Source organism: Morganella morganii H1r (assembly GCF_000633515.1).
GTDB classification, from domain to species: domain Bacteria; phylum Pseudomonadota; class Gammaproteobacteria; order Enterobacterales; family Enterobacteriaceae; genus Morganella; species Morganella morganii_B.
On the sequence record NZ_AYMP01000014.1, the window covers coordinates 197,879 to 223,717 of the forward strand.

At 50.3% G+C, this 25,839-nt stretch carries 31 protein-coding genes and 1 pseudogene; 18 read left to right on the plus strand and 14 right to left on the minus strand.

The window, feature by feature from the left end; translation table 11 throughout:
• Nucleotides 1-32: 32 nt before the first annotated feature.
• Nucleotides 33-668, plus strand: coding sequence for a glutathione S-transferase family protein (locus tag U868_RS0107945; RefSeq protein WP_025152839.1), 636 nt, complete (start codon nucleotides 33-35; stop codon nucleotides 666-668).
• 35 nt (nucleotides 669-703) lie between these two features.
• Here the strand turns inward: U868_RS0107945 and U868_RS0107950 are convergent, their stop codons facing one another.
• On the minus strand, nucleotides 704-994 hold the full coding sequence (locus tag U868_RS0107950) for a putative quinol monooxygenase (protein WP_004238308.1): 291 nt from the start codon (nucleotides 992-994) through the stop codon (nucleotides 704-706).
• A gap of 133 nt (nucleotides 995-1,127) precedes the next feature.
• Here U868_RS0107950 and U868_RS0107955 point away from each other — a divergent pair, with 133 nt between their 5' ends.
• Complete coding sequence (locus U868_RS0107955; protein WP_025152840.1) at nucleotides 1,128-1,868, plus strand: cyclase family protein; 741 nt, start codon at nucleotides 1,128-1,130, stop codon at nucleotides 1,866-1,868.
• Nucleotides 1,869-1,877: 9 nt separating this feature from the next.
• Here U868_RS0107955 and U868_RS0107960 read toward each other — a convergent pair whose 3' ends face one another.
• The 3 genes from U868_RS0107960 to U868_RS0107970 form a co-directional block, all read right to left on the minus strand.
• Complete coding sequence (locus U868_RS0107960) at nucleotides 1,878-2,252, minus strand: hypothetical protein (protein ID WP_025152841.1); 375 nt, start codon at nucleotides 2,250-2,252, stop codon at nucleotides 1,878-1,880.
• Nucleotides 2,253-2,395: 143 nt separating this feature from the next.
• The gene (locus U868_RS0107965) at nucleotides 2,396-2,941 is read right to left on the minus strand and encodes a hypothetical protein (RefSeq protein WP_240182689.1); all 546 of its coding nucleotides are present in this window, start codon (nucleotides 2,939-2,941) and stop codon (nucleotides 2,396-2,398) included.
• A 288-nt stretch (nucleotides 2,942-3,229) separates the two neighbouring features.
• Nucleotides 3,230-4,039 carry a helix-turn-helix transcriptional regulator gene (locus U868_RS0107970; protein WP_025152843.1) on the minus strand — a complete coding sequence of 270 codons (810 nt, stop codon included), beginning with the start codon at nucleotides 4,037-4,039 and terminating at the stop codon, nucleotides 3,230-3,232.
• 640 nt (nucleotides 4,040-4,679) lie between these two features.
• Between U868_RS0107970 and modA the strand changes: the two genes are divergently transcribed.
• From modA to U868_RS0108000, 5 genes are all read left to right on the plus strand, one after another.
• Nucleotides 4,680-5,441: a molybdate ABC transporter substrate-binding protein gene (modA, locus tag U868_RS0107980; RefSeq protein ID WP_025152844.1), complete on the plus strand. Its 762-nt coding sequence runs from the start codon at nucleotides 4,680-4,682 to the stop codon at nucleotides 5,439-5,441.
• A 14-nt stretch (nucleotides 5,442-5,455) separates the two neighbouring features.
• Nucleotides 5,456-6,244: an ABC transporter permease gene (locus U868_RS0107985; RefSeq protein WP_029990853.1), complete on the plus strand. Its 789-nt coding sequence runs from the start codon at nucleotides 5,456-5,458 to the stop codon at nucleotides 6,242-6,244.
• Nucleotides 6,231-6,854 (plus strand): ABC transporter ATP-binding protein, encoded by a 624-nt coding sequence (locus U868_RS0107990; RefSeq protein ID WP_025152846.1) that lies wholly within the window; start codon nucleotides 6,231-6,233, stop codon nucleotides 6,852-6,854. Before U868_RS0107985 ends, U868_RS0107990 begins: the two co-directional genes overlap by 14 nt.
• A gap of 420 nt (nucleotides 6,855-7,274) precedes the next feature.
• The gene (locus U868_RS24055) at nucleotides 7,275-7,979 is read left to right on the plus strand and encodes a bactofilin family protein (protein WP_025152847.1); all 705 of its coding nucleotides are present in this window, start codon (nucleotides 7,275-7,277) and stop codon (nucleotides 7,977-7,979) included.
• Nucleotides 7,980-8,046: 67 nt separating this feature from the next.
• Nucleotides 8,047-8,601 (plus strand): GNAT family N-acetyltransferase, encoded by a 555-nt coding sequence (locus U868_RS0108000; RefSeq protein WP_025152848.1) that lies wholly within the window; start codon nucleotides 8,047-8,049, stop codon nucleotides 8,599-8,601.
• Here the strand turns inward: U868_RS0108000 and U868_RS0108005 are convergent.
• Complete coding sequence (locus tag U868_RS0108005; protein WP_025152849.1) at nucleotides 8,592-8,948, minus strand: nitrous oxide-stimulated promoter family protein; 357 nt, start codon at nucleotides 8,946-8,948, stop codon at nucleotides 8,592-8,594. The two genes, U868_RS0108000 and U868_RS0108005, sit on opposite strands and share 10 nt — an antisense overlap.
• Nucleotides 8,949-9,067: 119 nt before the next feature.
• Between U868_RS0108005 and U868_RS0108010 the strand changes: the two genes are divergently transcribed.
• Nucleotides 9,068-9,319, plus strand: coding sequence for a DinI family protein (locus tag U868_RS0108010; protein WP_025152850.1), 252 nt, complete (start codon nucleotides 9,068-9,070; stop codon nucleotides 9,317-9,319).
• Between the two features lie 75 nt (nucleotides 9,320-9,394).
• On the opposite strand, the gene U868_RS0108015 is transcribed toward U868_RS0108010, so the two are convergent.
• Nucleotides 9,395-9,643: a YecH family metal-binding protein gene (locus U868_RS0108015; RefSeq protein WP_025152851.1), complete on the minus strand. Its 249-nt coding sequence runs from the start codon at nucleotides 9,641-9,643 to the stop codon at nucleotides 9,395-9,397.
• 145 nt (nucleotides 9,644-9,788) lie between these two features.
• On the minus strand, nucleotides 9,789-10,001 hold the full coding sequence (locus U868_RS0108020; RefSeq protein WP_024474907.1) for a DUF465 domain-containing protein: 213 nt from the start codon (nucleotides 9,999-10,001) through the stop codon (nucleotides 9,789-9,791).
• A gap of 323 nt (nucleotides 10,002-10,324) precedes the next feature.
• Here U868_RS0108020 and eco point away from each other — a divergent pair, with 323 nt between their 5' ends.
• Nucleotides 10,325-10,849 carry a serine protease inhibitor ecotin gene (eco, locus tag U868_RS0108025; protein ID WP_025152852.1) on the plus strand — a complete coding sequence of 175 codons (525 nt, stop codon included), beginning with the start codon at nucleotides 10,325-10,327 and terminating at the stop codon, nucleotides 10,847-10,849.
• 132 nt (nucleotides 10,850-10,981) lie between these two features.
• The gene (psiE, locus tag U868_RS0108030) at nucleotides 10,982-11,383 is read left to right on the plus strand and encodes a phosphate-starvation-inducible protein PsiE (protein ID WP_029990857.1); all 402 of its coding nucleotides are present in this window, start codon (nucleotides 10,982-10,984) and stop codon (nucleotides 11,381-11,383) included.
• 49 nt (nucleotides 11,384-11,432) lie between these two features.
• Here psiE and U868_RS0108035 read toward each other — a convergent pair whose 3' ends face one another.
• A complete protein-coding gene (locus U868_RS0108035; protein WP_025152854.1) occupies nucleotides 11,433-11,870 on the minus strand; it encodes a universal stress protein in 438 nt (145 codons plus the stop codon).
• Between the two features lie 447 nt (nucleotides 11,871-12,317).
• On the opposite strand from U868_RS0108035, the gene U868_RS0108040 reads away from it, so the two are divergent.
• Entirely contained in the window at nucleotides 12,318-13,265 is a 948-nt protein-coding gene (locus U868_RS0108040) for a cation diffusion facilitator family transporter (protein WP_025152855.1), read from the plus strand.
• 59 nt (nucleotides 13,266-13,324) lie between these two features.
• On the opposite strand, the gene U868_RS24060 is transcribed toward U868_RS0108040, so the two are convergent.
• The 3 genes from U868_RS24060 to ghrB form a co-directional block, all read right to left on the minus strand.
• Complete coding sequence (locus tag U868_RS24060; protein ID WP_152689441.1) at nucleotides 13,325-13,732, minus strand: hypothetical protein; 408 nt, start codon at nucleotides 13,730-13,732, stop codon at nucleotides 13,325-13,327.
• A 565-nt stretch (nucleotides 13,733-14,297) separates the two neighbouring features.
• Nucleotides 14,298-14,831: a DUF2778 domain-containing protein gene (locus U868_RS0108060; RefSeq protein ID WP_025152858.1), complete on the minus strand. Its 534-nt coding sequence runs from the start codon at nucleotides 14,829-14,831 to the stop codon at nucleotides 14,298-14,300.
• A 265-nt stretch (nucleotides 14,832-15,096) separates the two neighbouring features.
• A complete protein-coding gene (ghrB, locus tag U868_RS0108065; RefSeq protein ID WP_025152859.1) occupies nucleotides 15,097-16,074 on the minus strand; it encodes a glyoxylate/hydroxypyruvate reductase GhrB in 978 nt (325 codons plus the stop codon).
• A gap of 108 nt (nucleotides 16,075-16,182) precedes the next feature.
• Here ghrB and U868_RS0108070 point away from each other — a divergent pair, with 108 nt between their 5' ends.
• Both U868_RS0108070 and U868_RS0108075 read left to right on the plus strand, forming a co-directional pair.
• Nucleotides 16,183-17,487 (plus strand): uracil/xanthine transporter, encoded by a 1,305-nt coding sequence (locus tag U868_RS0108070; protein ID WP_025152860.1) that lies wholly within the window; start codon nucleotides 16,183-16,185, stop codon nucleotides 17,485-17,487.
• A 94-nt stretch (nucleotides 17,488-17,581) separates the two neighbouring features.
• Nucleotides 17,582-18,079, plus strand: coding sequence for a hypothetical protein (locus U868_RS0108075; protein WP_025152861.1), 498 nt, complete (start codon nucleotides 17,582-17,584; stop codon nucleotides 18,077-18,079).
• Nucleotides 18,080-18,290: 211 nt separating this feature from the next.
• Here U868_RS0108075 and U868_RS0108080 read toward each other — a convergent pair.
• Together U868_RS0108080 and ebgR are read right to left on the minus strand one after the other, a co-directional pair.
• Nucleotides 18,291-18,431 (minus strand): annotated as a pseudogene (locus U868_RS0108080) (hypothetical protein); the annotation flags it as partial.
• A 341-nt stretch (nucleotides 18,432-18,772) separates the two neighbouring features.
• The gene (gene ebgR, locus U868_RS0108085; RefSeq protein WP_025152863.1) at nucleotides 18,773-19,762 is read right to left on the minus strand and encodes a transcriptional regulator EbgR; all 990 of its coding nucleotides are present in this window, start codon (nucleotides 19,760-19,762) and stop codon (nucleotides 18,773-18,775) included.
• A gap of 243 nt (nucleotides 19,763-20,005) precedes the next feature.
• On the opposite strand from ebgR, the gene galE reads away from it, so the two are divergent.
• From galE to U868_RS0108105, 4 genes are all read left to right on the plus strand, one after another.
• Nucleotides 20,006-21,022 carry a UDP-glucose 4-epimerase GalE gene (galE, locus tag U868_RS0108090; protein WP_025152864.1) on the plus strand — a complete coding sequence of 339 codons (1,017 nt, stop codon included), beginning with the start codon at nucleotides 20,006-20,008 and terminating at the stop codon, nucleotides 21,020-21,022.
• A gap of 73 nt (nucleotides 21,023-21,095) precedes the next feature.
• Nucleotides 21,096-22,148, plus strand: a complete 1,053-nt coding sequence (locus U868_RS0108095; RefSeq protein ID WP_205275494.1) for a UDP-glucose--hexose-1-phosphate uridylyltransferase — start codon at nucleotides 21,096-21,098, stop codon at nucleotides 22,146-22,148.
• 13 nt (nucleotides 22,149-22,161) lie between these two features.
• Nucleotides 22,162-23,328, plus strand: a complete 1,167-nt coding sequence (gene galK / locus U868_RS0108100) for a galactokinase (RefSeq protein WP_025152866.1) — start codon at nucleotides 22,162-22,164, stop codon at nucleotides 23,326-23,328.
• Nucleotides 23,234-24,277 carry a galactose-1-epimerase gene (locus U868_RS0108105; protein WP_025152867.1) on the plus strand — a complete coding sequence of 348 codons (1,044 nt, stop codon included), beginning with the start codon at nucleotides 23,234-23,236 and terminating at the stop codon, nucleotides 24,275-24,277. The genes galK and U868_RS0108105 overlap by 95 nt, the downstream gene beginning before the upstream one ends.
• Before the next feature lie 36 nt (nucleotides 24,278-24,313).
• Here U868_RS0108105 and U868_RS0108110 read toward each other — a convergent pair whose 3' ends face one another.
• Nucleotides 24,314-24,646 (minus strand): tRNA-binding protein, encoded by a 333-nt coding sequence (locus tag U868_RS0108110; RefSeq protein ID WP_025152868.1) that lies wholly within the window; start codon nucleotides 24,644-24,646, stop codon nucleotides 24,314-24,316.
• 99 nt (nucleotides 24,647-24,745) lie between these two features.
• Here U868_RS0108110 and U868_RS0108115 point away from each other — a divergent pair, with 99 nt between their 5' ends.
• A complete protein-coding gene (locus tag U868_RS0108115) occupies nucleotides 24,746-25,750 on the plus strand; it encodes a substrate-binding domain-containing protein (protein ID WP_025152869.1) in 1,005 nt (334 codons plus the stop codon).
• Nucleotides 25,751-25,839: the final 89 nt, after the last annotated feature.

Sequence of the window (25,839 nt, forward strand, 5' to 3'; positions counted from 1 at the left end):
TCATTTATTTTAATTTCATCGGGAGGGGTTATATGTCTCTGCAATTGTGGATCGCTAATAAAAATTACTCTTCCTGGTCGCTGAGACCCTGGTTTTTACTGAAAGCCCTGAATATCCCGTTTGATGAACAACTGGCCACCTTTGTGCCGGGCGGCAGCAGTTATGAGAAATTTATCCGTTTTTCCCCGTCCGGGCTGGTGCCGTGTCTGGTGACGGCGGAGACCACGGTCTGGGATTCTCTGGCAATCTGCGAGTATATTGCAGAGGATCACCCGCGGACCTGGCCGGCGGAAAAAACCGCCCGGGCATGGGCGCGCTCTGCCGCAGCAGAAATGCATTCCGGATTTACCACGCTGCGCCGCGAGTGCCCGCTGAACTGCACAGAAAGCCGCCCGGCCGCAGAGATAACGCCGGAATTACAGAAAGAGTGTCAGCGTCTGGATCAGCTCTGGTGTGAGGGATTAAGCCGGTTCGGCGGCCCGTGGCTGGCCGGGGAAAATATCAGTGCGGCGGATGCTTTTTATGTGCCGGTGGCTCTGCGCGCACGGACGTATCAGCTGCCGTTTTCAGCGGCGGCACAGGCGTGGATTGACCGGATCCTGGCGCATCCTGCAATTATTGAGTGGTGTGAGGCGGCAGCGAAAGAAGAAAAAATCGCCCACGACTGAAAACAGAGAAGGCGGGGATACCCGCCCTGATTATTTTACTTAACGGCGCTGTCCATCAGGATAAAACGCGGCTCTGCGCGCTGATATTTATTAATAGCGGGCACCAGACGGCGGAAGTGTTCACTGGCACAATGGGCATCCAGTGCGGCCTGATCCGGCCAGGTTTCGATAAAAACAAAATGTCCCGGGTCTTTCTGATCGACAAACAGATCATAACTGATACACAGCGGCTCACGGCGGGTGGCGGCAACCAGTTCTTCATACATCGGCATCAGGATCTCAACGGCATCCGGCTGCATAAAATCTTCAGCAATCACTTTTAACATTGTGTTCCCCTTGTCCGGTGCGGACAACAACATGAAATATCTGCAAATGACTTCCCCGGCAAGCCGTGTAAATTCTGACTGATAACCAGAGCATAAATTACAACGACTACCGGTATAACATTGAGGGGGCAGAATGTCATTATCATTAATCGCCGCAATTAATCTGTTAAAGTCCAAAAAATGGATTGACCTGACACACGCATTTAACGCGGATTCACCGCACTTTTTTATGTTTGATCCGGCTGAATTCAAAACACTGTTTGATTACCGTGACGGCTTTTTTGCCCAGCAGTTTACGTTCCCCGGCCAGTACGGCACCCATATCGATGCGCCGTGTCATTTTGTGCAGGGACGGCGCTTTGTGCACGAACTGGAACTGAAAGAGCTGGTGCTGCCGCTGGTGGTAATTGATCAGTCCGTCAGGGCACAGCAGGATGCGGACTTTGCGTTATCCGCAGACGATGTGCTGGCGTTTGAACAGGTTCACGGGCGTATTGACAGCGGCAGTTTTGTGGCACTGCGCACGGACTGGAGCAAACGCTGGCCGTCACAGGCACTGATGGACAATAAAGACGCGGAAGGTAACAACCATATTCCGGGATGGGGAATTGATGCGCTGGAGTTTTTGTTTCGTGAACGCGGGATCAGTGCCGTGGGGCATGAAACCTTTGATACCGATTCGGCGCAGGATTTCCGCAAAAATAGTGCATTGCTGGCGGAATATTTTGTACTGGATCAGGATGCGTATCAGATAGAGCTGCTGACCAATCTCGATAAAGTTCCGGCCAAAGGTGCGGTGATTTTTAATATCGTGGCAAAGCCGGACAATGCGGGCGGATTTCCGGTCCGGTCATTTGCGGTTCTGCCGGATTAACGCAGGGTGTCAGCGGAGATTAAACTGAGAGAAAGTCAGCTGGTTATTAACATAAAGCAACTGATTGAGTTCGGCGGCAATCAGTGATTTGAGGTCACTGTCAGATAATGATTCCGGCAGTGACTGCCAAAGACGGGACAAAATAAATTCCTGCTGTTCGCCGTATTCATCATAGCGGGACAGGATCTGTAAGAGTGAGTCTCTGGTTATCTGTCCGGTATGTTTTGTTTTTTTCAGATCACAAATCACCGGAGCCAGTAAGCTCACACAAATATCCCGGTATTCCTGACTTTCGGCAGGGAATGTCTCCAGTGTCTGCCATAACAACCGGCGTTCATCGGTAAACACAGGTGTGGCAGCAGTCGTTTCAGTGTGACGGTACATAAATATCAATCCTCTTGCGGTTATCAGGCAAATGCCGTTCGTGTGTTATTTCCCGTCGTGGTCACTATTTTATTTTTATCGGAATGTATCATCAGATAAAAGGGATATTGCTATCCCTTTATCCGGTGTATTGACCGGTACTGTCAGCACCAGTGTATTTTATCTGCCGTCAGACAGATATTGCGGTTGTTCAGCCACAGATACAGCTGATCGTCATTATTGTTATTTTTCAGCTGCAAAATCAGCTGCACAACCGTGCGGAAATAGTCCGGGATGCCGTTGTCCGGTAAGGGTTTATGATGATAAATAACATCACGGAACACATTAATAAAATGACGCAGTGTGAACGGCATTTCCCGGCGGAGAGCATAAATATCCTGCTGCGTCCGGGAAAGATCCTGTGCGGATTCTGTGAGACAGTTTTTGATATCTGACAGCTCTGTCTGTTCCGGTTGCGGATAATATGCACTGTACAGTGTATACAGGGCCGACAGCTGGCTGTTTATTATCCGGTTCCGGCGATATTTCTCTTCCAGATCCCACAGCTCACGGTGTGCGTTTTTTATCCGGTATTCATATGTTTCATTTAATAACCAGTCAACCCAGTAACGGGATCCGGATAATATAATGGTATCAGACAAACAGGTATCCCAGTTATCAGGATAAGCCTGTATTGTTTGTCTGATCATGGTCAGGTCACGATACTGAAAAGGAATATTCCATTTCTTTCTGCGGCGGAACCAATCCGTTTTTTTTAAATGGTCTGTCTGCTGACGTGTAAGATATTTAGATAATAAATCATTCTCGTTACAAACGTCTTCTGAATTATATATTTCATTATCTGACAGATAACGATGACAGGTCGTTTTATTAAGCATAAATCCCTCTGGCTGAATAAAAGTGAAGCAAAGGAACGCAGCTTAACAGACCCGTTTTTTTTCGGTGTTATTTTTGTTTTCTGTTTTTATCACTATTCGTCAGTTTATATGATTACTCCGGGCTTTGCTGGGTGTAAATCCGAAACGCTTACGGTAACTCTGGGTAAAATACGACTGACTTGAGAACCCGGCTTCCATGGAGACATCAACAATACTCATCTGGGTATTGAGCAGAAGCTGATGGGAGAATAATAACCGCCGTTCACTGATCCAGGCCCGTGGTGATGTGCCGTATACCGCACCAAACAGCTCTTTGAAGGTTGTCAGACCCATACCAAATTCCCGGGAAAATTCATTTAATTTCCAGTCTTTCAGATAATGTTTTTCCATAAAGGTCTGCAAACGTTCCGCCTGACGGTTACTCAGCTGGCGCAATACCGACATCAGTCGTGTGCCTTCCTCACTGAGGGCGATAATTAATAATAATTCCTCCAGCTTCAGCTTTATCAGCGGTGACGGTGCATTATTACAGTAAGCATCATAAAACCCGCTGATACTGTTTTTCAGCATGGCGGACTGCGGGAAGTAAATGAGTCCGGATGTCGGGTCCGCAACGCGGTGAAGATGGCTGAGAATATCGGAAAAGCGGTGCAGAAAATCCCGCAGAAAATGGTTACTCAGCGGAACCCATAATAAGTTAATATCACCGGAAATATGCTGATATGCATAGCTTCCCTGGTTGGAAAAAATAACTTCATTGTCATGAAGGGTGTATGAGTTTATGCAATCCTGCCATTTCATTTTTCCGGACATCAGAAGGTAAAGACCTTTTTCCTGTTGTTCGGTAATATTGAAAATATCGGGCTCAACAATAACAGACTGTATCTCTTTATTATTGTCAGATGTCAAAGTACATGAGTTCATGGGCATCTCAGAGTAAACAATACGGCGTAGTTTTCGGAAATTAAATAACAGGGACAGTGTCAATCCATCCGATATAAATAATTATATAACTAATGTCGGACTTTTCTACTTGATACGTAGTTTTTATGACATTAACGGCCTTATTTATTGGTTTGAGTGCTATTTTATTTACATGGTGAATAACTTTAACGAACAGCAAGTAATGTCATGATGAATTATGTATTTTAAATGCTATTTTCTTGTTATTATCTTGTTTTTATTAATGATATATATATACAATTAATTATCATTGAACCCGTTTTATTGATAAAAAAATTGAGCGGGAATGAATTAATGCTGAAGTTACCGGTACAGTGCAGAGTATTATTCTTAAAAGATGTAATAATTGTTTTAATTATGATGATTGACGTTATTGTGTTTAATATTATGTTTTTATTATGTTACGGTTGGCTGATTTGAATTTTTTGGGTGAATATCAATCGTTATATTATTTATGTTATGGATTGTTTCCGGCGGGGAACGCCGCCGGCATGACAGATGATACGCCGTTTCGTGATGACTGTCCCTTGCACCGCTCACTGTTTTTAATCATTATGTAAAAAAATATATAACGAGTGAGGTTACTATGTCGTCCCGTCGTCTGATGCTCTCTGCATTACTGCTTTGTTGTTCTGTTCCGGCCGCGATGGCCGCTGAGTTACATATGTATGCCGGTGCCGGTCTGCGCCCGCCGATCGAAAAGGTGATCAGTCAGTTTGAAAAAGAGACCGGTAATACAGTGACGGTGGAATATGGCGGTTCCGGACAGATCCTGACCCGGTTTGAACTGACAAAGCAGGGCGACCTGTTTTTCCCGGGATCGGCGGATTATGTGGAAAAGTTGCAGAAAGAGAAACAGGTGACAGACAGTTATCCGATCGTCCGGCATATTCCGGTGATTGCGGTACGTAAAGATAAAGCAGACGGGATCAACAGTATTGCGGATCTTGCCGCAAGCAATCTGCGTATCGGCATGGGTGACCCGAAAGCCATAGCCCTGGGCCGCAGCGGTGAGGTATTGCTGGATGCCAGCGGTTACGGTGATGCGTTGCGGGAAAAAGTCATTGTCCGGGCGGCCACGATTAAACACCTGTCGATGTATCTGCTCAACGGTGAAGTGGACGCCGCCGTTATCGGCCGCGCCGATGCCATGAAAAACCGCGATAAACTGATGATTCTGCCATCACCGGAAGGCAGCCCGGAAGAGGTAGCCACGCTGGCCGTGCTCAGCACCAGTGCATCCCCGGCAGAAGCAAAACAACTGGCGGAATATTTTGCCTCTCCGGAAGGGATCACCGCCTTTACCGATTACGGTTTTCTGCCGGTCAGACCGGCTGACGCGCACTGATCCCGGTATTACTGATGTATCCGGTGATGAAATGGGCACTGGTGCCCCTGTTACTGTTGTTGTGCCTGATTACCGGGTCTCTGCTGGCGTTACTGTTTCAGGTAACGCCGGCACTGCTGACTCAGCTGATTACCGACCCTGAATTTCATTTTGCGGTGCTGATGTCACTGGCGACCTCACTGACATCGCTGGTGCTGGCATTTCTGATCGCTGTACCGGCCGCCTGGGTGATGGTGCGGGGGGATTTCCCCGGCAGGCGGGTGGCGGATGCGCTGTTTGATATCCCGCTGGTCACACCGCCGCTGGTGATTGGTATCGGGCTGTTACTGCTGCTGGGCAGTCAGGGCCCGCTGGCCGGGATTTTTCCGCAATTGGGGCGCTGGCTGTTTTCTCCGCTGGGTGTGATTATCGCCCAGACCTATGTCGCGTCAGCGGTGCTGTACCGTTCGGCGCAGGGGGCGTTTGCCTCAGTGGATCCGGCTTATGTCCGCACAGCAATGAATCTCGGGCTGACCCCCGGAAAAACCCTGTTGCTGGCGGAAATCCCGTTATGCCTGCAGGGATTGCTGAGCGGCGGGATCCTCGCCTATTCCCGGGCGCTGGGGGAGTTCGGCGCCACACTGATGCTGGCCGGTGCCACCCGCTTTAAAACCGAAACCCTGCCCATGGCAATTTATCTTAATATTGCCAGCGGTGATTTTTCACTCGCGCTCGGCTGTGCACTGATCCTGATGGCACTGGCGATTGTTCTGCTGGTCGCATTGCACCGGCTGAAAAGGCAACCTTCACATGCTGCACGTTGAACATCTGAGTGCAGGGATCCTGCAGGATCTCTCGCTGACACTGCCGCGCGGACAATGTACCGCGATCTGCGGCCCTTCCGGCAGCGGAAAAACCACATTACTGAACTGTATTGCCGGTTATCTGCCGTATCAGGGCACCATCCGGCTCGGGGATGTCCCCCTGGATCCGCTGCCGGTCTGGAAACGTCCCTGCCGTTATCTCAATCAGCGGTTGTGGCTGTTTCCGTGGCTGACGGTTATGGGTAATTTACGGCTTGCACAGTATGCCGCCGGGCTGAAGCGGGATAAATCACAGGCGATGGCACTGCTGGACAAAATGCAGGTCGCACACCTGGCGGCACGTTTTCCGCATCAGATTTCCGGAGGGGAACAGCAGCGGGTGGCACTTGCCCGCGCACTGATCTCACCGCCGGCATTGTTGCTGCTGGACGAACCGTTCTCCGGGCTGGACCGGGCGACCCGCAGACAGTTATGGCCGCAGATTAATCTGCTGAAAGAAGAAGGGATCACCACGATTCTGGTCACACATGAACCTGAAGAGGCAGAGGCACTGGCACAATACCATTTAGCAGCAGAAGGCGGAAAAATCCGGGGGACGGCAGGGGCTTGAGAGGGATAAAATCGTGACGTAATTGTGATATTTTTATTCTGCCCTCTTCAGTTAATGTAGATACCGGAGAGGGCGGTGATGGATTGTAATGAAGGGATGCTGTCTCAGGGTACACGGAGTGTATCCGGCTATAGTCACCGCTTTCTCTATTTCCCTGATTACATACTGATACTGCTCTTAATCCGCCCTTTACCGGTGCGGCGGCGGCGTACAATATGCAAAAGTATCTTCCGTAACGTAAAAATACCATCACAAAGGTCTGCCATGCTTAATATTATGCTGACATCCCTTTGGTTTTTATGGGGATTGTTACTGTATGCAGTGATAGCCGGACACGCATCGTGGCCTGTTTATTTAACGGGTATCGCCGCCGTCATCTGTGCTATTACGATTCTCCCGGAAAGGAAAAGGAAAAACGTCATGTTCGGTAAGAAAAAACAAGCAGATATCCCTGAAACGGCGCCGGTTGCGGCACCGTTGCAAAAAACCAGAGAAGAAGAGGAACGAAAAACGGCTGAACTCAGCGCACAGGCGAATGAAATTTCCCAGTTGCTGTCCGCGCGTGGTGAAGAGAAACAACGCCCGCCGGCATCGCTTGAATCCCGCCAGCCGACGGTTATCAGCAAAGAAACCCGCCTGACCGGTGATATCGAAATCAGCGGTAATCTGCAAATCTGGGGGAAAATCAAGGGACAAATCAAAGCCCGTTCCGGCTCGATCAGCATTATGCAGTCCGGTGTGGTTGAAGGGGATATTTTTGCCGAAACTCTGCTGATTGACGGCGTGCTGACCGGAACCTGTACAACCGAGCAGGTGGAAATTCTTGAGCACGGTGAACTTAACGGCGTCTGCCGGGCATCTAATTTCTCTATCCGCAAAGGCGGTACTTTTATCGGCCAGTCAGAGCCGTATGCCCCGGCAGGTAAAACCGCTGCAACGGTACAGACACCACCGTCCCGCCCGGAAAATAATAAACCGGCAGCCGTGACTGAACGGAAGGTATCTGAAAAAGCAGACACTGCGGCAGAGAAATCACCGGAATCCGCTCCGGAATCCCCGTCACAGAACGGCAACGGTAAAAACAAAGAACCGCAGAAAGTCCCGTCTGTCTTTAAGCGCGTGTAACCGCGCTGCCCTCACGTAAATCCGTTATACTTCTCCGGTAAATTTTATGAATGAACCGGAGGAGTATATGCTTACCCTTGATACCCCGCGTCTGCATCTGCGTCCCTGGACGCCGGAAGATTATGCGCCGTTCCGCGCACTGAATGCGGATCCGCAGGTGATGCGTTTTTTTCCGGCCTGTCTGAGTGCGGCAGAGAGTGATGCAATGGCGGATGAAATTATCCGCCGCTTTGAACGGCAGAAGGCATTCGGATTATGGGTGGCGGAAGAAAAAAGCAGCAGGGAATTTACCGGGTTTGTTGGTCTTAATATCCCGTCCGCGCCGTTTGATTTCAGTCCGTGTACTGAAATCGGCTGGCGTCTGGCGAAACGCTTCCACGGTAAAGGCTATGCGACCGAAGCGGCAAATGCGGTGCTGCATCACGCCTTTATGACGCTGAATATGCCGGAGATTGTCGCGTTTACCGCGAAGGTGAATCTGCCTTCCGAACGGGTGATGGTGAAGGCGGGGATGCAGTATCAGCGGGCGTTTCTGCATCCGTCACTGGAACAGGGGCATCCGTTACAGACGCATGTACTGTATAAGATCACACAGGCGGATTACCGCGCGCGTCAGTCCTGATTATTGCGGGGTGTGCGGCGGCGGGGAGGCAGAGGCGGTACCGGTTTTTTGTCATCAATGAGATGACGGACAGCCAGGATCGGGTGATGCCACAGCATACGCGGTCCGGCCCAGCGCATAATCACTTTCATTTCTTCCCGCGGCTTTGGCTGATAACAGTGTACCGGGCACTGTTTACAGGCTGGTTTGTCTTCGCCGTAACGGCATTTTTCCAGCCGTTTCACCGCATAGGCCAGCAGATCACGGTAATGTTCCGGAGCATCTGCCGGTGCCGGATGGCGCTGTTCATACAGTTCCACCATACGGGTAACGGTTTTGATTTCCCGTAAAATACGTTTGCCGGCCATCGGAAACTCCTCTTTCGTGCAGTAAAGCCCATAAATTTAAATACTGTGCTAAAAATTTGCTTTCTTTTTATTTAAAAATAAAATACTGTATATGCATACAGTTTACGGAGAGCAACATCATGCGTATTGAAATTCTGTTAGATAAACGAAATGCAGTGCCTGCGCATCTTATCCAGTCCCTTGAAGTCCAGTTAAAACGCCGGATCCTGCCGTTATATCCGGATATGCAGTTCCGTATTGCGCAAAGCAGTCAGACCACGATTAACATCTCCGGCGTGAAATCCCCCGACGATAAACAGTCGCTGATGGATACTATTCAGACCATCTGGGAAGATGACAGCTGGATGGATGATGACAATACACCCTCATGATTTTCTTCCTGTTACAGGAAACGCTATCTCCCTGCTTTTGTGCCTTCAGGGGAGATAGCGGTTTTTTTACGCCATTCAGTGATTGCAGATTTTCTCAGCTGATGTGCTGAATCCCTCTTCAGTACCGATAAACTTCCCGCGTCCCGCCAGAAAACTGACCAGCGCTTTTGCATCCATATTCTCTGCCGAGCAGGTATGGAAGCGGGTCTCTTCGCCGAACGTGGCATGAATAGCCGCGATAAGTGATTCTGTGGTGTAATGCTTCCCGCTTTCAATAATCATATTCATGACTTCGTGGCCATGGACAGAGGCTTTCTCAGACATAATAACTCCGGTCGGATAGTAAAGATGTAATTATTATGCATCTTTTGATGTGTAATAGATTGCGTCAGGTCAGATTATGGTGCGAAAGGGAGGGAGACATAAGATAACGCCCGTTAAAAAGGGCGTTATCTGACAAGGGGAGAAACTACTGACACTCCGCTAAAATGCGCTGCATCTCATCTTTAACGTGCAGTTTTTCTTTTTTCAGCCGGACGACATTGTCGTTGTAGCCTGCGCCGTTCGGGCCTTCAAGCTCGGCAATTTCATTATTTAACTGATGATGTTTCAGATACAGTGCGGCAAAACGAGGATTTGAGTCTTTAAGCTGTGCTATAAGGGCTTGCTGATCAAGTGGCATAGAACCTCCTGTTTGACGGGGAATACAGCTTTTTCAGTATAACAAACACACGCCGGAATGCATGGGTTGTATCGTTATATCCGTGATCGGAATGGCATAAATGGATCATGATTTATTGATGGGTTGATGGTACACCGGCAGAATTATTGGTTTAACGCACTGCTTATGGTAATTTGTCTGAGATTATATGCCGGTTTGTAAGAATATTCTGTGTTTTACTCTGGCAGTGAACTAAAGATTATTATAATGTTCTTAATAGTCAGCATGAAGATTATGAGACGATTTCATAATCAAATGGACTTATAAAACAAGGTAATTATTTGATGAAAAAATTGATCCTTCCTGTTATGGCCATGTTCGCCGCCGCCGGCGCTTATGCTGAAGAAGCAAAAACCGCTGATATGGAGCCGCTGAAGATTGTGAAAACCGACAATGGCATGAGTGAGCTGAAACATTTCCCGCAGGCTGCGTCAGGTCAGGTTCGCCATGTGATTGCCGTAGAGCCGAAAGCCGATGAAGGTCAGTACAAAATCGAACTGGTTGTTGGTAAAAAACAGATGGTGGACTGTAACCGCCAGTGGTTCGGCGGTACGCTGACACAGAAAACCGTTGATGGTTTCGGTTATGACTATTATGAGGCCGGCGACTTAACCGGGCCGATGTCCACCATGATGGGTTGCCTCAATAATGAAAAACATGAAGCGTTTGTCAGCGCTAACCTGGGTGACGAAGCCTTTGTCCGTTACAACAGCCGCCTGCCGGTTGTGGTGTATGCCCCGAAAGATGTGGAAGTAAAATACCGTATCTGGAGCACGGATAACCAACTGCTGGATGCACCGGCAAAATAATCCGTTAATATCTGACATATAAAACACGGCATCCGCCGTGTTTTTTTATTCGGTTCTGTCATCATTTCGTCGTACACTTAAAACCATACTGTTTACGGGCGTAATTGTCGTCTATCACTGAGGCTATTGATTATGGAATTTCAGCCATCCCGCCAGATAGCAACCGCACTGCAATGGGTTCTGAATATTGCATTGCTGATTTTAGGTGTGCTGCTGATTGTATTTATGGGAAAGGAAACACTGACGCTGATTAACCTGCTGTTTTCCCCGCAGGAGAAAACAACCTATCTGTTATTAGACAGTATCGTGACCTATTTCCTCTATTTTGAATTTATTGCCTTAATTGTGAAATATTTTTCGTCGGGCTACCATTTCCCGCTGCGCTATTTTATCTATATCGGCATTACGGCGATGGTGCGCTTAATTATTGTCGATCATTCAGATGCCAATGCGACATTCCTGCATACCTTGTCAATACTGGCGCTGACCGTGGCGTTATATCTGGCAAATACCGATAAGCTTAAACGCAGCTGAAATAGCATGCCCCGCAGTGATGCGGGGCAGAATAAACAGATAAACGTGTTCAGCGGATAACCATCACCGACGTTTTGGCGTGACGGACAATCGTTGCTGCGGTAGAGCCGAGCAGGAATGTTGCCGCACCCGGGCGGTGAGAGCCCATCAGAATCAGGTCGGCGTTAATCTCTTTGGCATAAGAGAGAATTTCGTTTTTGGCTGATCCGATAGCCGCGTGCAGGGTGTACTGACTTTCCTGCACGGCAATTCCTTTAATAATTTCTTTCAGTGCGGCAAGCGCCAGCTCAATGCGCTCTCCGGATTCCCGCATACTGACCGGCATTGAGGCGTATTCCACGCCAAAGAACATTTCCACGTTAGGGATAACGGTGAAGAAATGGATCTTCGGATTATCAATTTTCGCCAGTGCCTCCACATGGGGCAGCATTTTGTCTGTCAGGTCATCTTCAAGAATATCAATCGGAACCAGAATCGTGTTGTACATAGAGCCTCCTGTTAACTGAAATCGGTCTCAGTATGACAAAAAATGGCAGTGTATGTTGTGATCATGACGGCAGCTTATTTAATTTGTGAAATGAAAATAACTATCGTTTATTTTTATTATTAACAATAATAAAAAGGAGAGCGTGAATTAAAGAAAATAATGCTAACGCAATCAGAGAAGGCGAATGAAAGAAGGCGTTTTAAAAGCGATAAGAATAATGATTATCAGTTGTAAAAATCAAATAAAATCATAAAATTGGAGACGCGAAAAAAAGGTTGTGGCATACTGAGGATGCTGAATTAATATTCTGCTTTAACCTGATTAATTGTAATTCTTTATTTCCTGTTCAGAAAGAACGGCATTGAACCGTTTGCTGAACTATAATGATTACGATCCACAGCAAATATTTGCTTTGTATTAACCACAAAAATAATGTGGAATTAAATTATGTCTAATATACCTGCACAGGCGGATGAAACCGCAGAAAACAGCGCGGATATCAGCCGTGAGATAAAATTCGCAGCCGCGAAAAAAAGCACCTGGGTCAGTGTCTGGGTGAATACCCTGTTGTCCGCATGGCAGATAGTGGCGGGGATTTTCTCGCACTCACAGGGTCTGATTGCTGACGGGGTTCATACACTGTCTGACCTTATCGCTGATTTTGTGGTGCTGATTGCTAACCGCGGCAGCCGTAAAGCGCCGGATGAGGAACACCCTTACGGTCATTTCCGTTATGAGAACGTGGCGTCGCTGGTGCTGGGCGTGCTGCTGCTGCTGGTCAGCGGCGGTATGCTGTGGACCGCCGGTTCACGGATTATGTCGCCGGAAACCATTCCGGAAGTACACTCGCTGGCGCTGTATGTCGCGCTGCTGGCGTTGCTGGCGAAAGAGGGTCTGTTCCGCTATATGCTGCATGTGGCGCGCAAAGTAAAATCCAATATGCTGGAAGCCAATGCCTGGCATGCCCGTTCAGATGCGGCATCATCGCTGGTGGTGGCCATCGGTATCACCGGCAGTCTGCTGGGGTACAAAATTCTGGATCCGATTGCCGCGCTGGTGGTCGGGCTGTTTATTCTGCGCATGGGGGTGAAATTTACCCTGCAGTCTCTCCAGGATTTAATGGATCGCGGTGCGGATGAAGAAACCGTTGCCAGAATCACGCAGTCTGTAATGGAAACCCCGGGGGTGGAAGGGGTTCATGATCTGAAAACCCGTAAGTCCGGCGATTATCTGCTGGTGGATGTCCATATTGAAATTGATGAAAATCTGACGGTTAAAGAAGGCCATGATATCGCTATTGCAGCGGAAATGAATATCCGCCGTGATCCGCAGGTGCTGAGTGTGATGACGCATATTGATCCCGCTCAGTCCGTCCGGGCCGGGCTGACAACCTGATTATTATCTCTGATGGTGTGACTGTTACGGATCTTTATCCGTAACAGTTGCCGGTCTTTTTATAAAGAACTGCGGGAAAGGCGGATAAACCGGCCCTGTTTATCCCGGTGAAGCGAATAGAGTGCTTTTTTATCCCGTGCGGATAACCAGATCTCATCCTGTCCCTGATCCTGCGTCCGGTAAAGATAATAACCGGCATTATTCAGGTAATTTTTCAGTGGGGTACAATCCCGGGCATCATGAAAAACAACACTGCTCATCTCAGAAATTGTCCCTGCTGTCGGGATATATTCAAACTGATAATTTTCCGAGATCCGCGGGGCATTGCGTATCCCGCTGTCTGTGTACATATAATAACGGTAAGTATCGGATTCATGATAAATAATGCGTCCTGTTTCATGAAAAAACAGAAATAAGCCAAACAGCAAAACAGGAATACAAAGAAGTGATAATCTGATTTTTTTCATGCGCTGACCTTCAATACTCTGTCTGTATTTTTCCTGAATATCCGTATTCCGGAACAGTGTGCTACAGATCAAACGATATCAGCGATGGATACTATCGTATTTATCTGATAATTATGGAAATTAATAATTATCTGAAAGGGGTGTAAATAGCAGAAACAGCAGATTATCCGGCAAAAATAATCTGCTGTGTGTGGTCGGGATAATTACTGTTGCAGCGCCTGCGGATTGACGCAATTCTGACTGACATTCCCTTTCAGGGCGCGGAGAATATTATCAATAGTGAAAATGAAAAACATTTGCCGGCAGACATCACCTTTACTGTAAATAACACCCTGTACAGGTATATTTACCTATCTGAGGAATAATCTGCGAAGAAGAAAGTAGCCGGTCAGCGAGATTAATAGCGCTGAACCAATCCGTAACATCAGCAACAGTAAATAGTAGTTGTTCATGGCATCTTCACCATCCCCACAGACGGACACATACCTGCTGAAAACACTGGCTGGTATAAAATAACTTATCAGCAGTGTCACTATGATTATAATAAGGATATGGAAAATAATTTTCATCGTACTTTGCAGTTCCAAAAAAGCGGAATTCCTTTTACCTCAATACGGCCATAGGCTTCCAGACCCTTACCTCCGGGCACTTTTCCTTTTTTTCCGGATAACAGAGATGCCCGTAATGTGTAAAAATCATCATAATTTTTTAGTGTGATACAGCCCCATGATACACCGGAACCATCAGAATCCAGAGGATGTAATCTGAATCCTCCCCGCTTTATTCCGTTGACATAAACGTAATCACTCATTGTCTGATTATTATAAAGACCAAACCAGTCAGAATGATTATTTCGGTATGCTTTTGATAAATCGATAAGCTCAGCTCTGACCTGATTTGAGAAACTGCCTTTGGGTCTGTCAGCTACCCAATACGTTCCCGGAGGAATGGCTGCCTTTTCGATATCTGAACAGTCAGGATTATTAAGATATTGTTCAGCACCAGATATAACATCAAATTCTCCTAAGCCGGGACAATAGAGTTTTAATGTTTTTCCATCGGCTGAAATGCTGTCGTAATCCAGCAACATAATTTTCATATAAAATCCATTTCAGAGGGACAAGATTAATAACAAGGTAAATACTAACACTGGCTATTCTATGTTAAGACCTTTAATACACTGCCGGGAGTATTCTCAATATCCGCGTTCCGGAATAGTATGCTACAGAACAAACGATATCAGCGATGGATGCTATCGTATTTATCTGATAATTATGGAAATTAATAGTTATCTGAAAGGGGTGTAAATAGCAGAAACAGCAGATTATCCGGCAAAAGTAATCTGCTGTGTGCGGTCGGGATAATTACTGTTGCAGCGCCTGCGGATTGACGCAATTCTGACTGACATTCCCTTTCAGGGCGCGGAGAACATTATCCGCAGCACAGGCAGCCATGGCATAGCGGGTTTCATGGGTGGCGGAGCCGATATGCGGCATCAGCACCACATTATCCAGCGACAGCAGCGGTGAATCCGGCGGCAGCGGTTCCTGTTCAAAAACATCCAGACCGGCGGCGAGGATTGTTTTATCTTTCAGCGCCTGTGCCAGCGCGGCTTCGTCGATCACGGCACCGCGCCCGATATTGACCAGAATGGCACTGCGTTTCATTTTCTCAAACTGTTCACGGCCGAATAAATGGCGGGTTTCCGCCGTCAGCGGCAGGGTGATACAGACAAAATCTGATTCTGCCAGCAGGGCATTCAGCGAACGGTACTCCGCCTGATATGTTTTTTCGGTTTTTTCATGGCGGGAGCGGGCATTGTAGAGCACTTTCATGCCGAATCCGCAGTGCGCCCGGCGCGCCAGTGCATCACCGATGCGGCCCATGCCGGCAATCCCCATCGTTTTATGGTGGACGTCACAGCCGTACCAGTCCGGCGTGATACTTTCTCTCCATTCGCCGCGTTTTACCCGCTCTGAGCTGATGATCATTTTCCGTGCGGTCGCCAGCACCAGTGCCATCGTGGCATCGGCAACGGTTTCGGTCAGGACATCCGGGGTATGCATCAGCACCACATTCCGTGCACTGAGCGCAGAGACATCAAAATTGTCATAACCGACGGTGATGGTGGAAGCCACCCGCAGTTTCGGAGCCATTGCCAGAAAACGGGCATCAATTTTCCCGCCGGAGCCGAGGATAGCATCCGCCCCGGCCAGCAGCGGTTTTACTGACGGGTCAATGTCCGGATCAATTTCCGGCACACGGCGGACATCACATTCAGCAGACAGGCGGGTGAGGATATCGTCAGGAATATCGCGGTAAACAAGAACGGATGGTTTCATCATGACCTCTCTGAGTGAAAAACTCACAAAATAATCTCTCTTTGATAGTATGATCATTATCACTATATTAACAATAAATCTGACACTGCATCCGAAAGGCGTTATCCCATGATAAAAATGCAAAAAAGCCACTGGCTGTCCGGCTTTCAGTGGTATTTCTTTATTTTCTGCAATACGGTGCTGATCCCGCCGACACTGCAATCTGCGTTTCATCTCTCTGACGCCGCCACACTGACTATCACTCAATACAGTTTTATCGCCACCGCGCTCGGCAGCCTGGTGCAGGTGTTTACCGGTCACCAGCGCGCGATTATGGAAGGACCGACCGGCCTGTGGTGGGCCACCATTCTGGGGATCGCTGTGGCGGAAGCCTCTTTCGGCACCTCTGCGGGCGTGACCGGCGCAAACCTTGCTATCGGGATTGCCTGTGCGGGACTTATCACGCTGGTGATTGGTTTTACCGGCGCAGGAGCGCGTATCGCCCGGATTTTTAATCCGGTGGTGATGGCAGTGTTTATGTTTATGATAGGCGCGCAGCTGGTCTCCATTTTCCTGAAGGGGATGCTGGGACTGCCCTTCGGTATTATGCCGCCGGATGCGACCGTGAATTACCCGGTCTTTTTCCTCGCGCTGGCAACGCTGATCCTGGTGCTGGGCGTGATTGTGTATGCCTCGGTATCGGTGGCCAAATATGCGCTGCTGATTGGCGTGTTGCTGGGCTGGGGAGCGTATGTGTTGCTGTTTTCCCCGCCGGGACGGGATGTGGCATCCGCATCATGGGAGTTTCTGCCGCTCGGCAGTACTGACGGGTTTGAATTCCGCTGGGGGGTGATTATCACCTGCATCCTGACCGGGCTTCTGAATATCAGTAATACCTTTGGTGCTATCCGTTCGACGGATGTGTTTTACATGGATAAACTGCAGGAAAATAATGTCCTGTTCCGGCGCAGTTTTATTGTCACCGGCTCGGTGACGCTGCTGACCGCGCCGCTGGCCGTGGTGCCGTTTGCACCGTTTGTCTCCTCGGTGGGATTAATCACCCAGACCAATGACAGCAGCCGGACATCCCTGGTGGTCGGCAGTGTGCTGTTTCTGCTGATGGGGCTGATCCCGCCGGTCACACTCTTTTTCAGCGGGTTGCCGCTCGCCATCGGCAGTGCGGTGATGCTGGCGACCTATCTGCCGCTGATGTTCTCCTCGCTGGCTTTTGTGGACAAAATTTCCCTGAATGCCCGCAATATTTACCGGCTGGCGATCCCGCTGTTCGTCGGTATTTTTCTGATCAATCCGCCCGCCGTGTTTATCAGCGACCTGCCGGTGCTGCTGCGTCCGATGCTGGGGAACGGTATGCTGGTGGCAATTTTACTGGCGGTATTATCAGAAAGTCTGGTGCGCTGGGATAAGGTAAAGTAGGGCAATTCTGCGGCATTTTTCCGGATGCGCGGGAAACTGTGATAGACTTTATGTCTGTTCCGGCTCCGGAAAATGCACTGACAAAAGGATATTTATGACGCACAAACTCTGGCTGGCAACCGTACTGCTCCCGATTTTGCTCAGCGGTTGTGCCGCGCCTCTGCCTCCGGCGCAGACGCAGGAAAACTGCCCGGATTTCACCGGTGTTTATCAGCTGCCGTTGCAGGGGGAGTCACAGAATATTGCTCTGACGCTGCTGGATAAATCCACCAATCAGTATGGTGTGGCAGTGAAGGACAAAAACGGCGTTGATCATTTCACCTCGCGTCCGTATCAGGGCGATATGGTGCGGATGGATAAAAAAGAGATGAACGGCCAGCTGGCATGCAGTGTGATGATTGACCAGGTGGGGCTGATTAAGCAGGTTGAGAAGGGCGGGCCGATGCCGGGCTTCCCGGGGATTGCCCGCAACGATGATATTAAAATGGCCACCGGTTATGCGTTGTTTATTTTCAGCCCGCAGGGAATTGATTTTATTAATCTGATCAAAACATCCGATGTGGTACCTATCGAGTTACAGCCACCGCGTTGATCGCATTAAGGTGGATTGTGACGCCGGTGATTCCGGCGATAACCGGTAAAAATGAAAAGTCGCTGTGAATACGTCCCTGTAAGCTCAGGCTCGCCATCCATGGCTCGCATGCTTTTCATTTTTTTACCGGTCATCACCCTGTTACATAAAGTCAGAAGTTCATAAATGCAAAAAGCCACCGTCCGGTGGCTTTTCAGTATCTGCAGGATAATCAGATATTATCGACGGATCCGTCGCCGCGTGCCTGCGCGGTTTGCGCGGTCGGGGCATCGGCAATTTTCCGTTCCTCTGCGGTCAGGGTTTTCTCATAACGGCTGTATTTCCACCAGGCGTAGCCCGGGAAAATCAGGATCGCCGGCAGACCGAAACAGGCACGCGGCGGCAGGCGGTTCTCATGCAGCAGGGTGTAGTTTTCCCGGTTATTCACAGAAGCTCCTTCTTTATAGTCAGCAATCATTGCGGGCTATCGGATGAGATCAATCATTAACGGGATATTGGTAAAAGTTTTACTAAAAACAACAAGGTAAAATCGAGATATTTAACCTGATCACAGATTCCTCACATCAGTGGCACAATCTTGTGAGCTGGAACGCTAAATTGTGTAAAAGGCGACCATTTTTGCAGGAAGTAAATTTTACTGAAAGAAAAACGGCTGCCCGGAAAGGCAGTCGTCAGAAACCTACGGAAGGTGTGTTACTTCGTGGTGCCGCGCAGAATAAGGCGGGAAGCGGCAAAGACCTGGAGCGGCTCCTGCCGTTCGTCACGCAGACGTTCAAACAGCAGATTCACGCCCTGGCTGCCCATCACCTCGGAGTGGATGCGGACAGTCGACAGAGACGGAATGGTAAACTTGGCGGTCGGGATATCATTGACACTGATAAGGGCGATATCTTCCGGGATAGCAATATGCTGTTCATGCAGGGCGCGCAGCACGCCGATAGCAATGGAGTCAGAAGCGATAAACAGGGCCTTCGGGTAGCTCTCTTTGGCCAGCATCTGTTTTGCCAGTGCATAACCGGACGCGCTGGAGAAATCCCCGCGATAGATATCTTCCCCGTGCACCACACCGCGCAGTGAACCGTATTCAGTAAATGCGACTTCGCGGATATCCGCCGCCGCCGGGGAGTCTTGTCCGCCGATAAAACCTATCCGGTCATACCCCTGTGCAATAAAGAAATCGGTCACGGATTGCGCAATATACGCGAGGTCAATATCCACCGCGTCATAATCACTCTGACGATCGCTGAAATCGACAAAACAGACGGCAGAGCAGAGCGCCCGCACCTCTGTCAGTACCGCGCGGGCACCGTGTCCGATCAGCAGTACGCCGTCAGGGCGGGAAACCGTCTCCGGCAGGTTGTTTTCATAAGCGTGTGTCAGCTCAATACCCAGCCGTTCACTCTGTAGCTCAATACCGTGGCGGATGGAGAGATAATAAGGATCATTAATTTCCGCTGTTTTCGGATAACTGTAAATCGCCAGAAAATGCAGCCGCTGCGCCTGACGTTTGCCCGGAGTGTGACGGCGCTGCGCGGAAACGGTGTATTCCAGTTTCCCGGCGATTTCCAGAATACGCAGCTTGGTTTCTTCTTTCACACTGAGTGTCGGGTCGTCATTCAGCACCCGCGACACGGTCGCGAGTGAGACACCGGCTTGCCGGGCAATATCTTTTAGCGTGGCCATTTTTTTTGTTCTTTCTCCTCCGGCCGGGAACTGCGGCAGGGCAACAGGCTTAATTCAGGCAGTAACACCCGGTTATAGTAGCACAGAACGTTTTAGTAAAAACCATTCAGCGTATTATTGTAAACGTTTACACAAATACGATCGTTGTCACGGACTCAAATAGTATTCATGGTTAGAATCGTCCCCGTCCTCACGTTATACTTTGGTTTTCTCTGAATACATTACAAAGTCTGAGAGGTATATGTGGAAATTCTTGTCACCGGCGGTATGGGCTATATCGGCAGCCATACCTGCGTACAGCTGATGAATGCAGGCATGACACCGGTTATTGTGGATAATCTGTGTAACGCCAATGCCAAAGTTCTGGCACGGATCACTGCAATTACCGGAAAAGAGCCTGTGTTCTATCAGGGGGATATCCGTGATGAAGCCTTTCTTGACAGCGTATTTGCCAAACACCGTATCGATGCGGTGATTCACTTTGCGGGCCTGAAAGCTGTGGGTGAATCCGTGGAAAAACCGGTTGAATATTATGATAACAATATCAACGGTACACTGGTTCTGCTGCGCAGCATGAAGCGGGCGCAGGTAAAACGGATTATTTTCAGCTCTTCCGCCACCGTTTACGGCGATCCGGCCAGTGTGCCGATCACTGAAGAATCCGCTATCGGCAACACCACAAACCCTTACGGCACCAGTAAATACATGGTTGAGCGCATCCTGAGTGATGTGCTGATCGCGGATAATGACTGGTCTGTATCCCTGCTGCGTTATTTCAACCCGGTCGGGGCGCATCCGGCAGGCACGATGGGGGAAGATCCGAAAGGTATCCCGAATAACCTGACGCCATATATCACTCAGGTTGCTATCGGCCGCCGTGAAAAAGTCAGTATCTATGGAAACGATTACCCTACACCTGACGGTACCGGGGTGCGTGATTACATTCATGTGATGGATCTGGCGGACGGTCATGTTGCGGCACTGAAAACCGTGGCACAGTCTTCCGGGCTGCATATCTATAACCTGGGCACCGGCAAAGGCACCAGTGTGCTGGAAATGATCGCGGCGTTCAGTAAAGCGGCCGGTAAACTGATCCCGTATGCTATCTGCGACCGCCGTCCGGGCGATATCGCCGAGTGCTGGTCCAGTCCGGAAAAAGCCGCCCGCGATATGCAGTGGCGCGCCGTCCGCACTGTTGATGATATGGCGCAGGATGCCTGGCGCTGGCAGCAGCAGAACCCGGAAGGTTACGCAGACTGACGGAAGACGAAAACCGGTAACGCCTGAGGACAATCATCGCTAACCCGTTTCATCATCAGAGAGAATTGTGTCTATGATGACTTTTGATCCGTCTGATTGCCCTCACCGTCGCTATAACCCGTTAACGGGACAGTGGATTTTAGTCTCGCCTCACCGGGCAAAACGCCCGTGGCAGGGAAGAGATGAAATCGCTGATGTGGCGGATTTACCGGCTTATGACCCGGACTGTTTTTTGTGTCCGGGAAATACCCGGGTAAGCGGCGATACCAATCCCGCATATACCGGTACTTATGTTTTTCAGAATGACTTCTCCGCACTGAGGCCGCAGCCCTGCACGCAGCCGGAAAATACCCGTCCGTTATTTCAGACTCAGGCCGTCAGCGGGCTGAGCCGCGTACTCTGTTTTTCTCCCGATCACAGCAAAACCCTGCCGGAACTGCCGGTGGTGCAAATCCGCGCCGTCATTGATACCTGGCAGGCGCAGGCACAGGAACTCGGGGAGAAATACCTCTGGGTGCAGCTGTTTGAGAATAAAGGGGAACTGATGGGCTGCTCGCAGCCGCACCCGCACGGTCAGATCTGGGCCAGTGATTTTCTGCCTGATGCCCTGAGCCGCAAGGACGGGCTGCTGCGCGACTATTCCCGGCAGCACGGCAGTAACCTGCTGCTGGATTACGCACAGGCAGAGCTGAAAGACGGCAGCCGTATTGTAACTGAAACGGCGCACTGGCTGGCAGTGGTACCGTACTGGGCGGCGTGGCCGTTTGAAACCATGCTGCTGCCGAAACACCGCGTTATCACCCGGATGGACGCCATGACAGAGGCGGAGCGGGATGATCTTGCAGTTGCACTGAAAAAACTCACCAGCCGTTACGATAACCTGTTCCGCTGCGCTTTCCCGTACTCGATGGGCTGGCATTTTGCGCCGTATTTTCAGCAGGGCGAACCGCTGGATCACTGGCAGTTACATGCGCTTTATTATCCGCCGCTGCTGCGTTCCGCAACCGTGCGCAAATTTATGGTCGGCTATGAAATGCTGGCGGAAAGCCAGCGTGACCTGACACCGGAGCAGGCCGCAGAACGGCTGCGTGCGGTCAGCGATCACCATTTTAAAACCCCTTTATAATCTGAGGTTTCCGATGAAAACAGTTATCAGCAAGGCACAGAATGCCTTTGAGCAATGCTTCGGCGCATCCCCTGACATGCTGATTCAGGCACTGGGCCGTGTGAATCTGATTGGTGAACACACAGATTATAACGACGGTTTTGTTCTGCCGTGTGCCATTGATTTCGGCACCGTGGCGGCGGCCTCGCGGCGTGATGATCAGAAGGTCTGCGTGGTGGCGGCGGATTATGATAATGATCGCGATGAGTTTGATCTCTCACAGCCGATCGAATACCGCGATAATAAATTGTGGGCGAATTATATCCGCGGCGTCATCAACTATCTGGCGGAGCGTGGTTTTGTGTTCGGCGGGATGAATATTGCGGTCAGCGGCAATGTGCCGCAGGGCGCGGGTCTGAGCAGTTCCGCCTCGCTGGAGGTAGTGATCGGCCAGACTGTCAAAGCCCTGTACGATTTACCCGTCAGCCGCGAAGTCATTGCCCTGAACGGGCAGCAGGCGGAGAACCAGTTTGTCGGCTGTAACTGCGGCATTATGGATCAGCTGATTTCGGCCTGCGGTGAAGCCGGACACGCACTGCTGATCGACTGCCGCAGCCTGGAAACCCGGGCGGTTGCCATGCAGGAAAACAGTGTGGTGATGATTGTTAACTCCAACAAAAAACGCGGGCTGGCGGACAGCGAATACAACACCCGGCGGCGTCAGTGTGAGGCGGCAGCGGCATTCTTCGGCGTGCCGGCGCTGCGGGATGTGACAATGACGCAGTTCGCCGCGCATGTTCATGAACTGGATGCGGTGACCGCGAAACGGGCCCGTCACGTGATCAGCGAAAATATCCGTACCCGGGCAGCGGCGGAAGCGCTGAAAGACGGGGACTTACCGCGCCTCAGTCAGCTGATGGCGGAATCTCATCATTCCATGCGTGATGATTTTGAAATCACCGTCCCTGAAATTGATGCGCTGGTGGCGATTATCGGTGATGTGATTGGTCTTGAAGGCGGTGTCCGCATGACCGGCGGCGGCTTCGGCGGTTGTGTGGTGGCACTGGTGAAACCTGAACATGTCGCACAGGTTACAGAGGCGATTAATGCACATTACACCCCAATCACCGGCTGCAGACGGCAGACCGGCGGAGATCGTGGTGCTGACCAACCACAACGGCATGCGTATCAGTATTGCTGACACCGGCGCGACCTGGCTCAGCTGTGAGCTGCCGCTGGCAGATGGCGTGCGGGATGTGGTGTGCGGCGTGGCGGACAGCGCCGGATTTGCCCGTCAGACCGCCTATTTCGGTGCCACAGTCGGGCGTTTTGCCAACCGGATTGCGGGCGGTGGTTTCACCCTGAACGGGCAGTTTTATCCGCTCGCCTGTAATGAAGGTACCACCTGTCTGCACGGCGGAACGGATAACTTCAGTCACCGGCGCTGGCAGTATCGCCGCCGCTCAGCGGATTCAGTGACATTCTCTCTGCAGTCACCGGACGGTGACCAGGGCTTCCCGGGCAATCTCAGCGCCGAAGTCACTTATCAGCTGACCCCGGAAAACGAAGTCCGTCTGACTTACCGGACACAAACAGACAAAGCCTGTCCGGTCAGCCTGACCAATCACGCTTACTTTAACCTTGCCGGTGAAAGCAGCGGTGTGAAGGTGACAGAAGGGGAAATGCAGATCAGGGCGGACAAACGGCTCGGGCTGAATGCGGATAACTTACCGGATGGCTCGCTCTGCCCGGTGGCCGGCACTGTGTTTGATTTGCGCATCCGCAGGCCGCTGGCACAGGGTTTTATGTCTGAGGCGGCACTGCAGCAGACAAAAGGCTTTGATCACGCCTTTGTGCCGGACCCGGCATTGTGTGACGGTAAACAGACTGTTGCGGCGTACTGGTCACCGGCGGGGGATGTGTGTCTGGAAGTAGCCACCACCATGCCCTGCATACAGCTTTATACCGGCAATTATCTCGGCGGTCAGCCGGGAAAACACGGCGATTATCAGGATTATGCCGGGCTGGCGCTGGAAACCCAGTATTTCCCGGACGGGCCGAATCACCCGCACCGGCCGGATGCGGTCAGGGGAATTTCAGCACCGGGAGAACAGCGGGAGAGTGTGACGGTATACCGGTTTGTTTTTTAAATCAGTGGCTCACAATAGTGAGCCACTTTTGCGTTATCAGACAATACGGACACCGGCAGGCATTACACGTTCCGGGGTCAGCAGAAAACTCTCTGAGCCGTCATCGGTTTCCGCGCACAGCAGCATACATTCAGAGGTTTCGCCGCGCATTTTGGCTTTTTGCAGATTGCACAGCACCACGACCTGCTTATGCAGTAACTCTTCCTCTGTATAATACGGCACGAGACTGGTAACGGTCTGAAGTGAGCGGTCACCGACATTTATCTGAACAATATAGAGTTTATCGGCATTTTCGTGACGTTTGACATCGGTGATCCGGCCGGTGCGGATCTCCAGTTTAGCGAAATCAGGGTAAGCGACAGTGTCCATAGCAGAATTCGGTAAAGTTTTAGTAAAAAGATAATAAAAATTAGCAGAGTTACACCGGATGGCAAGTGCCGGGATCACAAAACAATAACGGAGCGGTAAATGGCAACCATTAAAGATGTTGCGAAACTGGCGGGAGTCTCAGTGGCAACGGTCTCGCGGGTTATCAATCAGTCACCAAAAGCGGGGGCGGAATCTGTCCGTACGGTTCAGGCAGCCATGAAGGCGCTGGCTTACCGCCCGAATGCGGCGGCGCGGGCGCTGGTCAGCCAGAGCAGTGATATTGTCGGCGTGCTGGTGGGGGATGTGTCCGATCCGTTTTTCGGCTCACTGGTCAAAGCCGCAGATGAGGTGGCACATCAGCACGGAAAGCATCTTTTAATCGGTAATGGCTACCACCGGCAGGAAGATGAACGGCGCGGTATCGAATTACTGATGAACAGCCGTTGTGATGCCTGTGTGATCCATGCCAAAGCACTGAGTGATGAAGAACTGCGCGGCTATGCGGCGGAAATGTCGTCAATGGTGTTTATCAACCGCATGATCCCGGGACTGGAAAACCGCTGTGTTGCCCTGGATAACCGGCACGGCACCCGGCTTGCCACACAATATCTGCTGAAACAGGGACACCGCCATATTGCCTGCTTATCGTCATCCCACACGATTGAAGACAGTGCGCAACGGCTGGCGGGGTACAGAGATGCCCTGACAGAAGCCGGTTGTGAGCTTCCGGAGGCCTATATTGCGGTTGGTGAACCGGTGGCAGAGGGCGGGGAAGCGGCAATGAGTGCGGTGTTGTCCCTTTCACTGCCGGTGACGGCGGTGGTGGCATACAATGATTTTATGGCGGCGGGGGCATTGTCGGTGATTGAGGCAAACGGGTTGTGTGCGCCGGAAGACATTTCGGTTATCGGTTTTGATGACAGCATGATCGCACGATATATCCAACCCCGTCTGACCACAATACGCTATCCTGTTGACATGATGGCTCAGACAGCAACACAGCTGGCGCTGGCACTGGCGTCCTCACAGACGCTGCCGTTTTGTCCGCCGTGTTACACACCGACTCTGGTTCTCCGCCACTCGGTGATGAGCAGATTTTCCTGACGAGAATGTGTTAATTTTATTTATTAGTTATCCCTCACTATTTACTTTGGTACTTTGTTAGAAGGCTGCAAATTTATCTGAATTTGCAG

What these genes read in the sequence shown, in the direction of transcription:
- eco (WP_025152852.1), top strand. Translation starts at nt 10,325, where the DNA reads ATGAAAAAATTGATCCTTCCTGTTATGGCCATGTTCGCCGCCGCCGGC.
- U868_RS24055 (WP_025152847.1), top strand. Translation starts at nt 7,275, where the DNA reads ATGTTCGGTAAGAAAAAACAAGCAGATATCCCTGAAACGGCGCCGGTT.
- U868_RS0107960 (WP_025152841.1), bottom strand. Translation starts at nt 2,252, where the DNA reads ATGTACCGTCACACTGAAACGACTGCTGCCACACCTGTGTTTACCGAT.
- psiE (WP_029990857.1), top strand. Translation starts at nt 10,982, where the DNA reads ATGGAATTTCAGCCATCCCGCCAGATAGCAACCGCACTGCAATGGGTT.
- U868_RS0108035 (WP_025152854.1), bottom strand. Translation starts at nt 11,870, where the DNA reads ATGTACAACACGATTCTGGTTCCGATTGATATTCTTGAAGATGACCTG.
- U868_RS0107955 (WP_025152840.1), top strand. Translation starts at nt 1,128, where the DNA reads ATGTCATTATCATTAATCGCCGCAATTAATCTGTTAAAGTCCAAAAAA.
- U868_RS0108095 (WP_205275494.1), top strand. Translation starts at nt 21,096, where the DNA reads ATGATGACTTTTGATCCGTCTGATTGCCCTCACCGTCGCTATAACCCG.
- U868_RS0108005 (WP_025152849.1), bottom strand. Translation starts at nt 8,948, where the DNA reads ATGGCCGGCAAACGTATTTTACGGGAAATCAAAACCGTTACCCGTATG.
- ghrB (WP_025152859.1), bottom strand. Translation starts at nt 16,074, where the DNA reads ATGAAACCATCCGTTCTTGTTTACCGCGATATTCCTGACGATATCCTC.
- U868_RS0108060 (WP_025152858.1), bottom strand. Translation starts at nt 14,831, where the DNA reads ATGAAAATTATGTTGCTGGATTACGACAGCATTTCAGCCGATGGAAAA.
- U868_RS0107990 (WP_025152846.1), top strand. Translation starts at nt 6,231, where the DNA reads ATGCTGCACGTTGAACATCTGAGTGCAGGGATCCTGCAGGATCTCTCG.
- U868_RS0108000 (WP_025152848.1), top strand. Translation starts at nt 8,047, where the DNA reads ATGCTTACCCTTGATACCCCGCGTCTGCATCTGCGTCCCTGGACGCCG.
- U868_RS0107945 (WP_025152839.1), top strand. Translation starts at nt 33, where the DNA reads ATGTCTCTGCAATTGTGGATCGCTAATAAAAATTACTCTTCCTGGTCG.
- U868_RS0108105 (WP_025152867.1), top strand. Translation starts at nt 23,234, where the DNA reads ATGCACATTACACCCCAATCACCGGCTGCAGACGGCAGACCGGCGGAG.
- U868_RS24060 (WP_152689441.1), bottom strand. Translation starts at nt 13,732, where the DNA reads ATGAAAAAAATCAGATTATCACTTCTTTGTATTCCTGTTTTGCTGTTT.
- U868_RS0108070 (WP_025152860.1), top strand. Translation starts at nt 16,183, where the DNA reads ATGATAAAAATGCAAAAAAGCCACTGGCTGTCCGGCTTTCAGTGGTAT.
- U868_RS0107985 (WP_029990853.1), top strand. Translation starts at nt 5,456, where the DNA reads ATGTATCCGGTGATGAAATGGGCACTGGTGCCCCTGTTACTGTTGTTG.
- U868_RS0107950 (WP_004238308.1), bottom strand. Translation starts at nt 994, where the DNA reads ATGTTAAAAGTGATTGCTGAAGATTTTATGCAGCCGGATGCCGTTGAG.
- modA (WP_025152844.1), top strand. Translation starts at nt 4,680, where the DNA reads ATGTCGTCCCGTCGTCTGATGCTCTCTGCATTACTGCTTTGTTGTTCT.
- U868_RS0108075 (WP_025152861.1), top strand. Translation starts at nt 17,582, where the DNA reads ATGACGCACAAACTCTGGCTGGCAACCGTACTGCTCCCGATTTTGCTC.
- U868_RS0108110 (WP_025152868.1), bottom strand. Translation starts at nt 24,646, where the DNA reads ATGGACACTGTCGCTTACCCTGATTTCGCTAAACTGGAGATCCGCACC.
- U868_RS0108015 (WP_025152851.1), bottom strand. Translation starts at nt 9,643, where the DNA reads ATGTCTGAGAAAGCCTCTGTCCATGGCCACGAAGTCATGAATATGATT.
- U868_RS0107965 (WP_240182689.1), bottom strand. Translation starts at nt 2,941, where the DNA reads ATGATCAGACAAACAATACAGGCTTATCCTGATAACTGGGATACCTGT.
- ebgR (WP_025152863.1), bottom strand. Translation starts at nt 19,762, where the DNA reads ATGGCCACGCTAAAAGATATTGCCCGGCAAGCCGGTGTCTCACTCGCG.
- U868_RS0108115 (WP_025152869.1), top strand. Translation starts at nt 24,746, where the DNA reads ATGGCAACCATTAAAGATGTTGCGAAACTGGCGGGAGTCTCAGTGGCA.
- galK (WP_025152866.1), top strand. Translation starts at nt 22,162, where the DNA reads ATGAAAACAGTTATCAGCAAGGCACAGAATGCCTTTGAGCAATGCTTC.
- U868_RS0108040 (WP_025152855.1), top strand. Translation starts at nt 12,318, where the DNA reads ATGTCTAATATACCTGCACAGGCGGATGAAACCGCAGAAAACAGCGCG.
- U868_RS0108020 (WP_024474907.1), bottom strand. Translation starts at nt 10,001, where the DNA reads ATGCCACTTGATCAGCAAGCCCTTATAGCACAGCTTAAAGACTCAAAT.
- U868_RS0108010 (WP_025152850.1), top strand. Translation starts at nt 9,068, where the DNA reads ATGCGTATTGAAATTCTGTTAGATAAACGAAATGCAGTGCCTGCGCAT.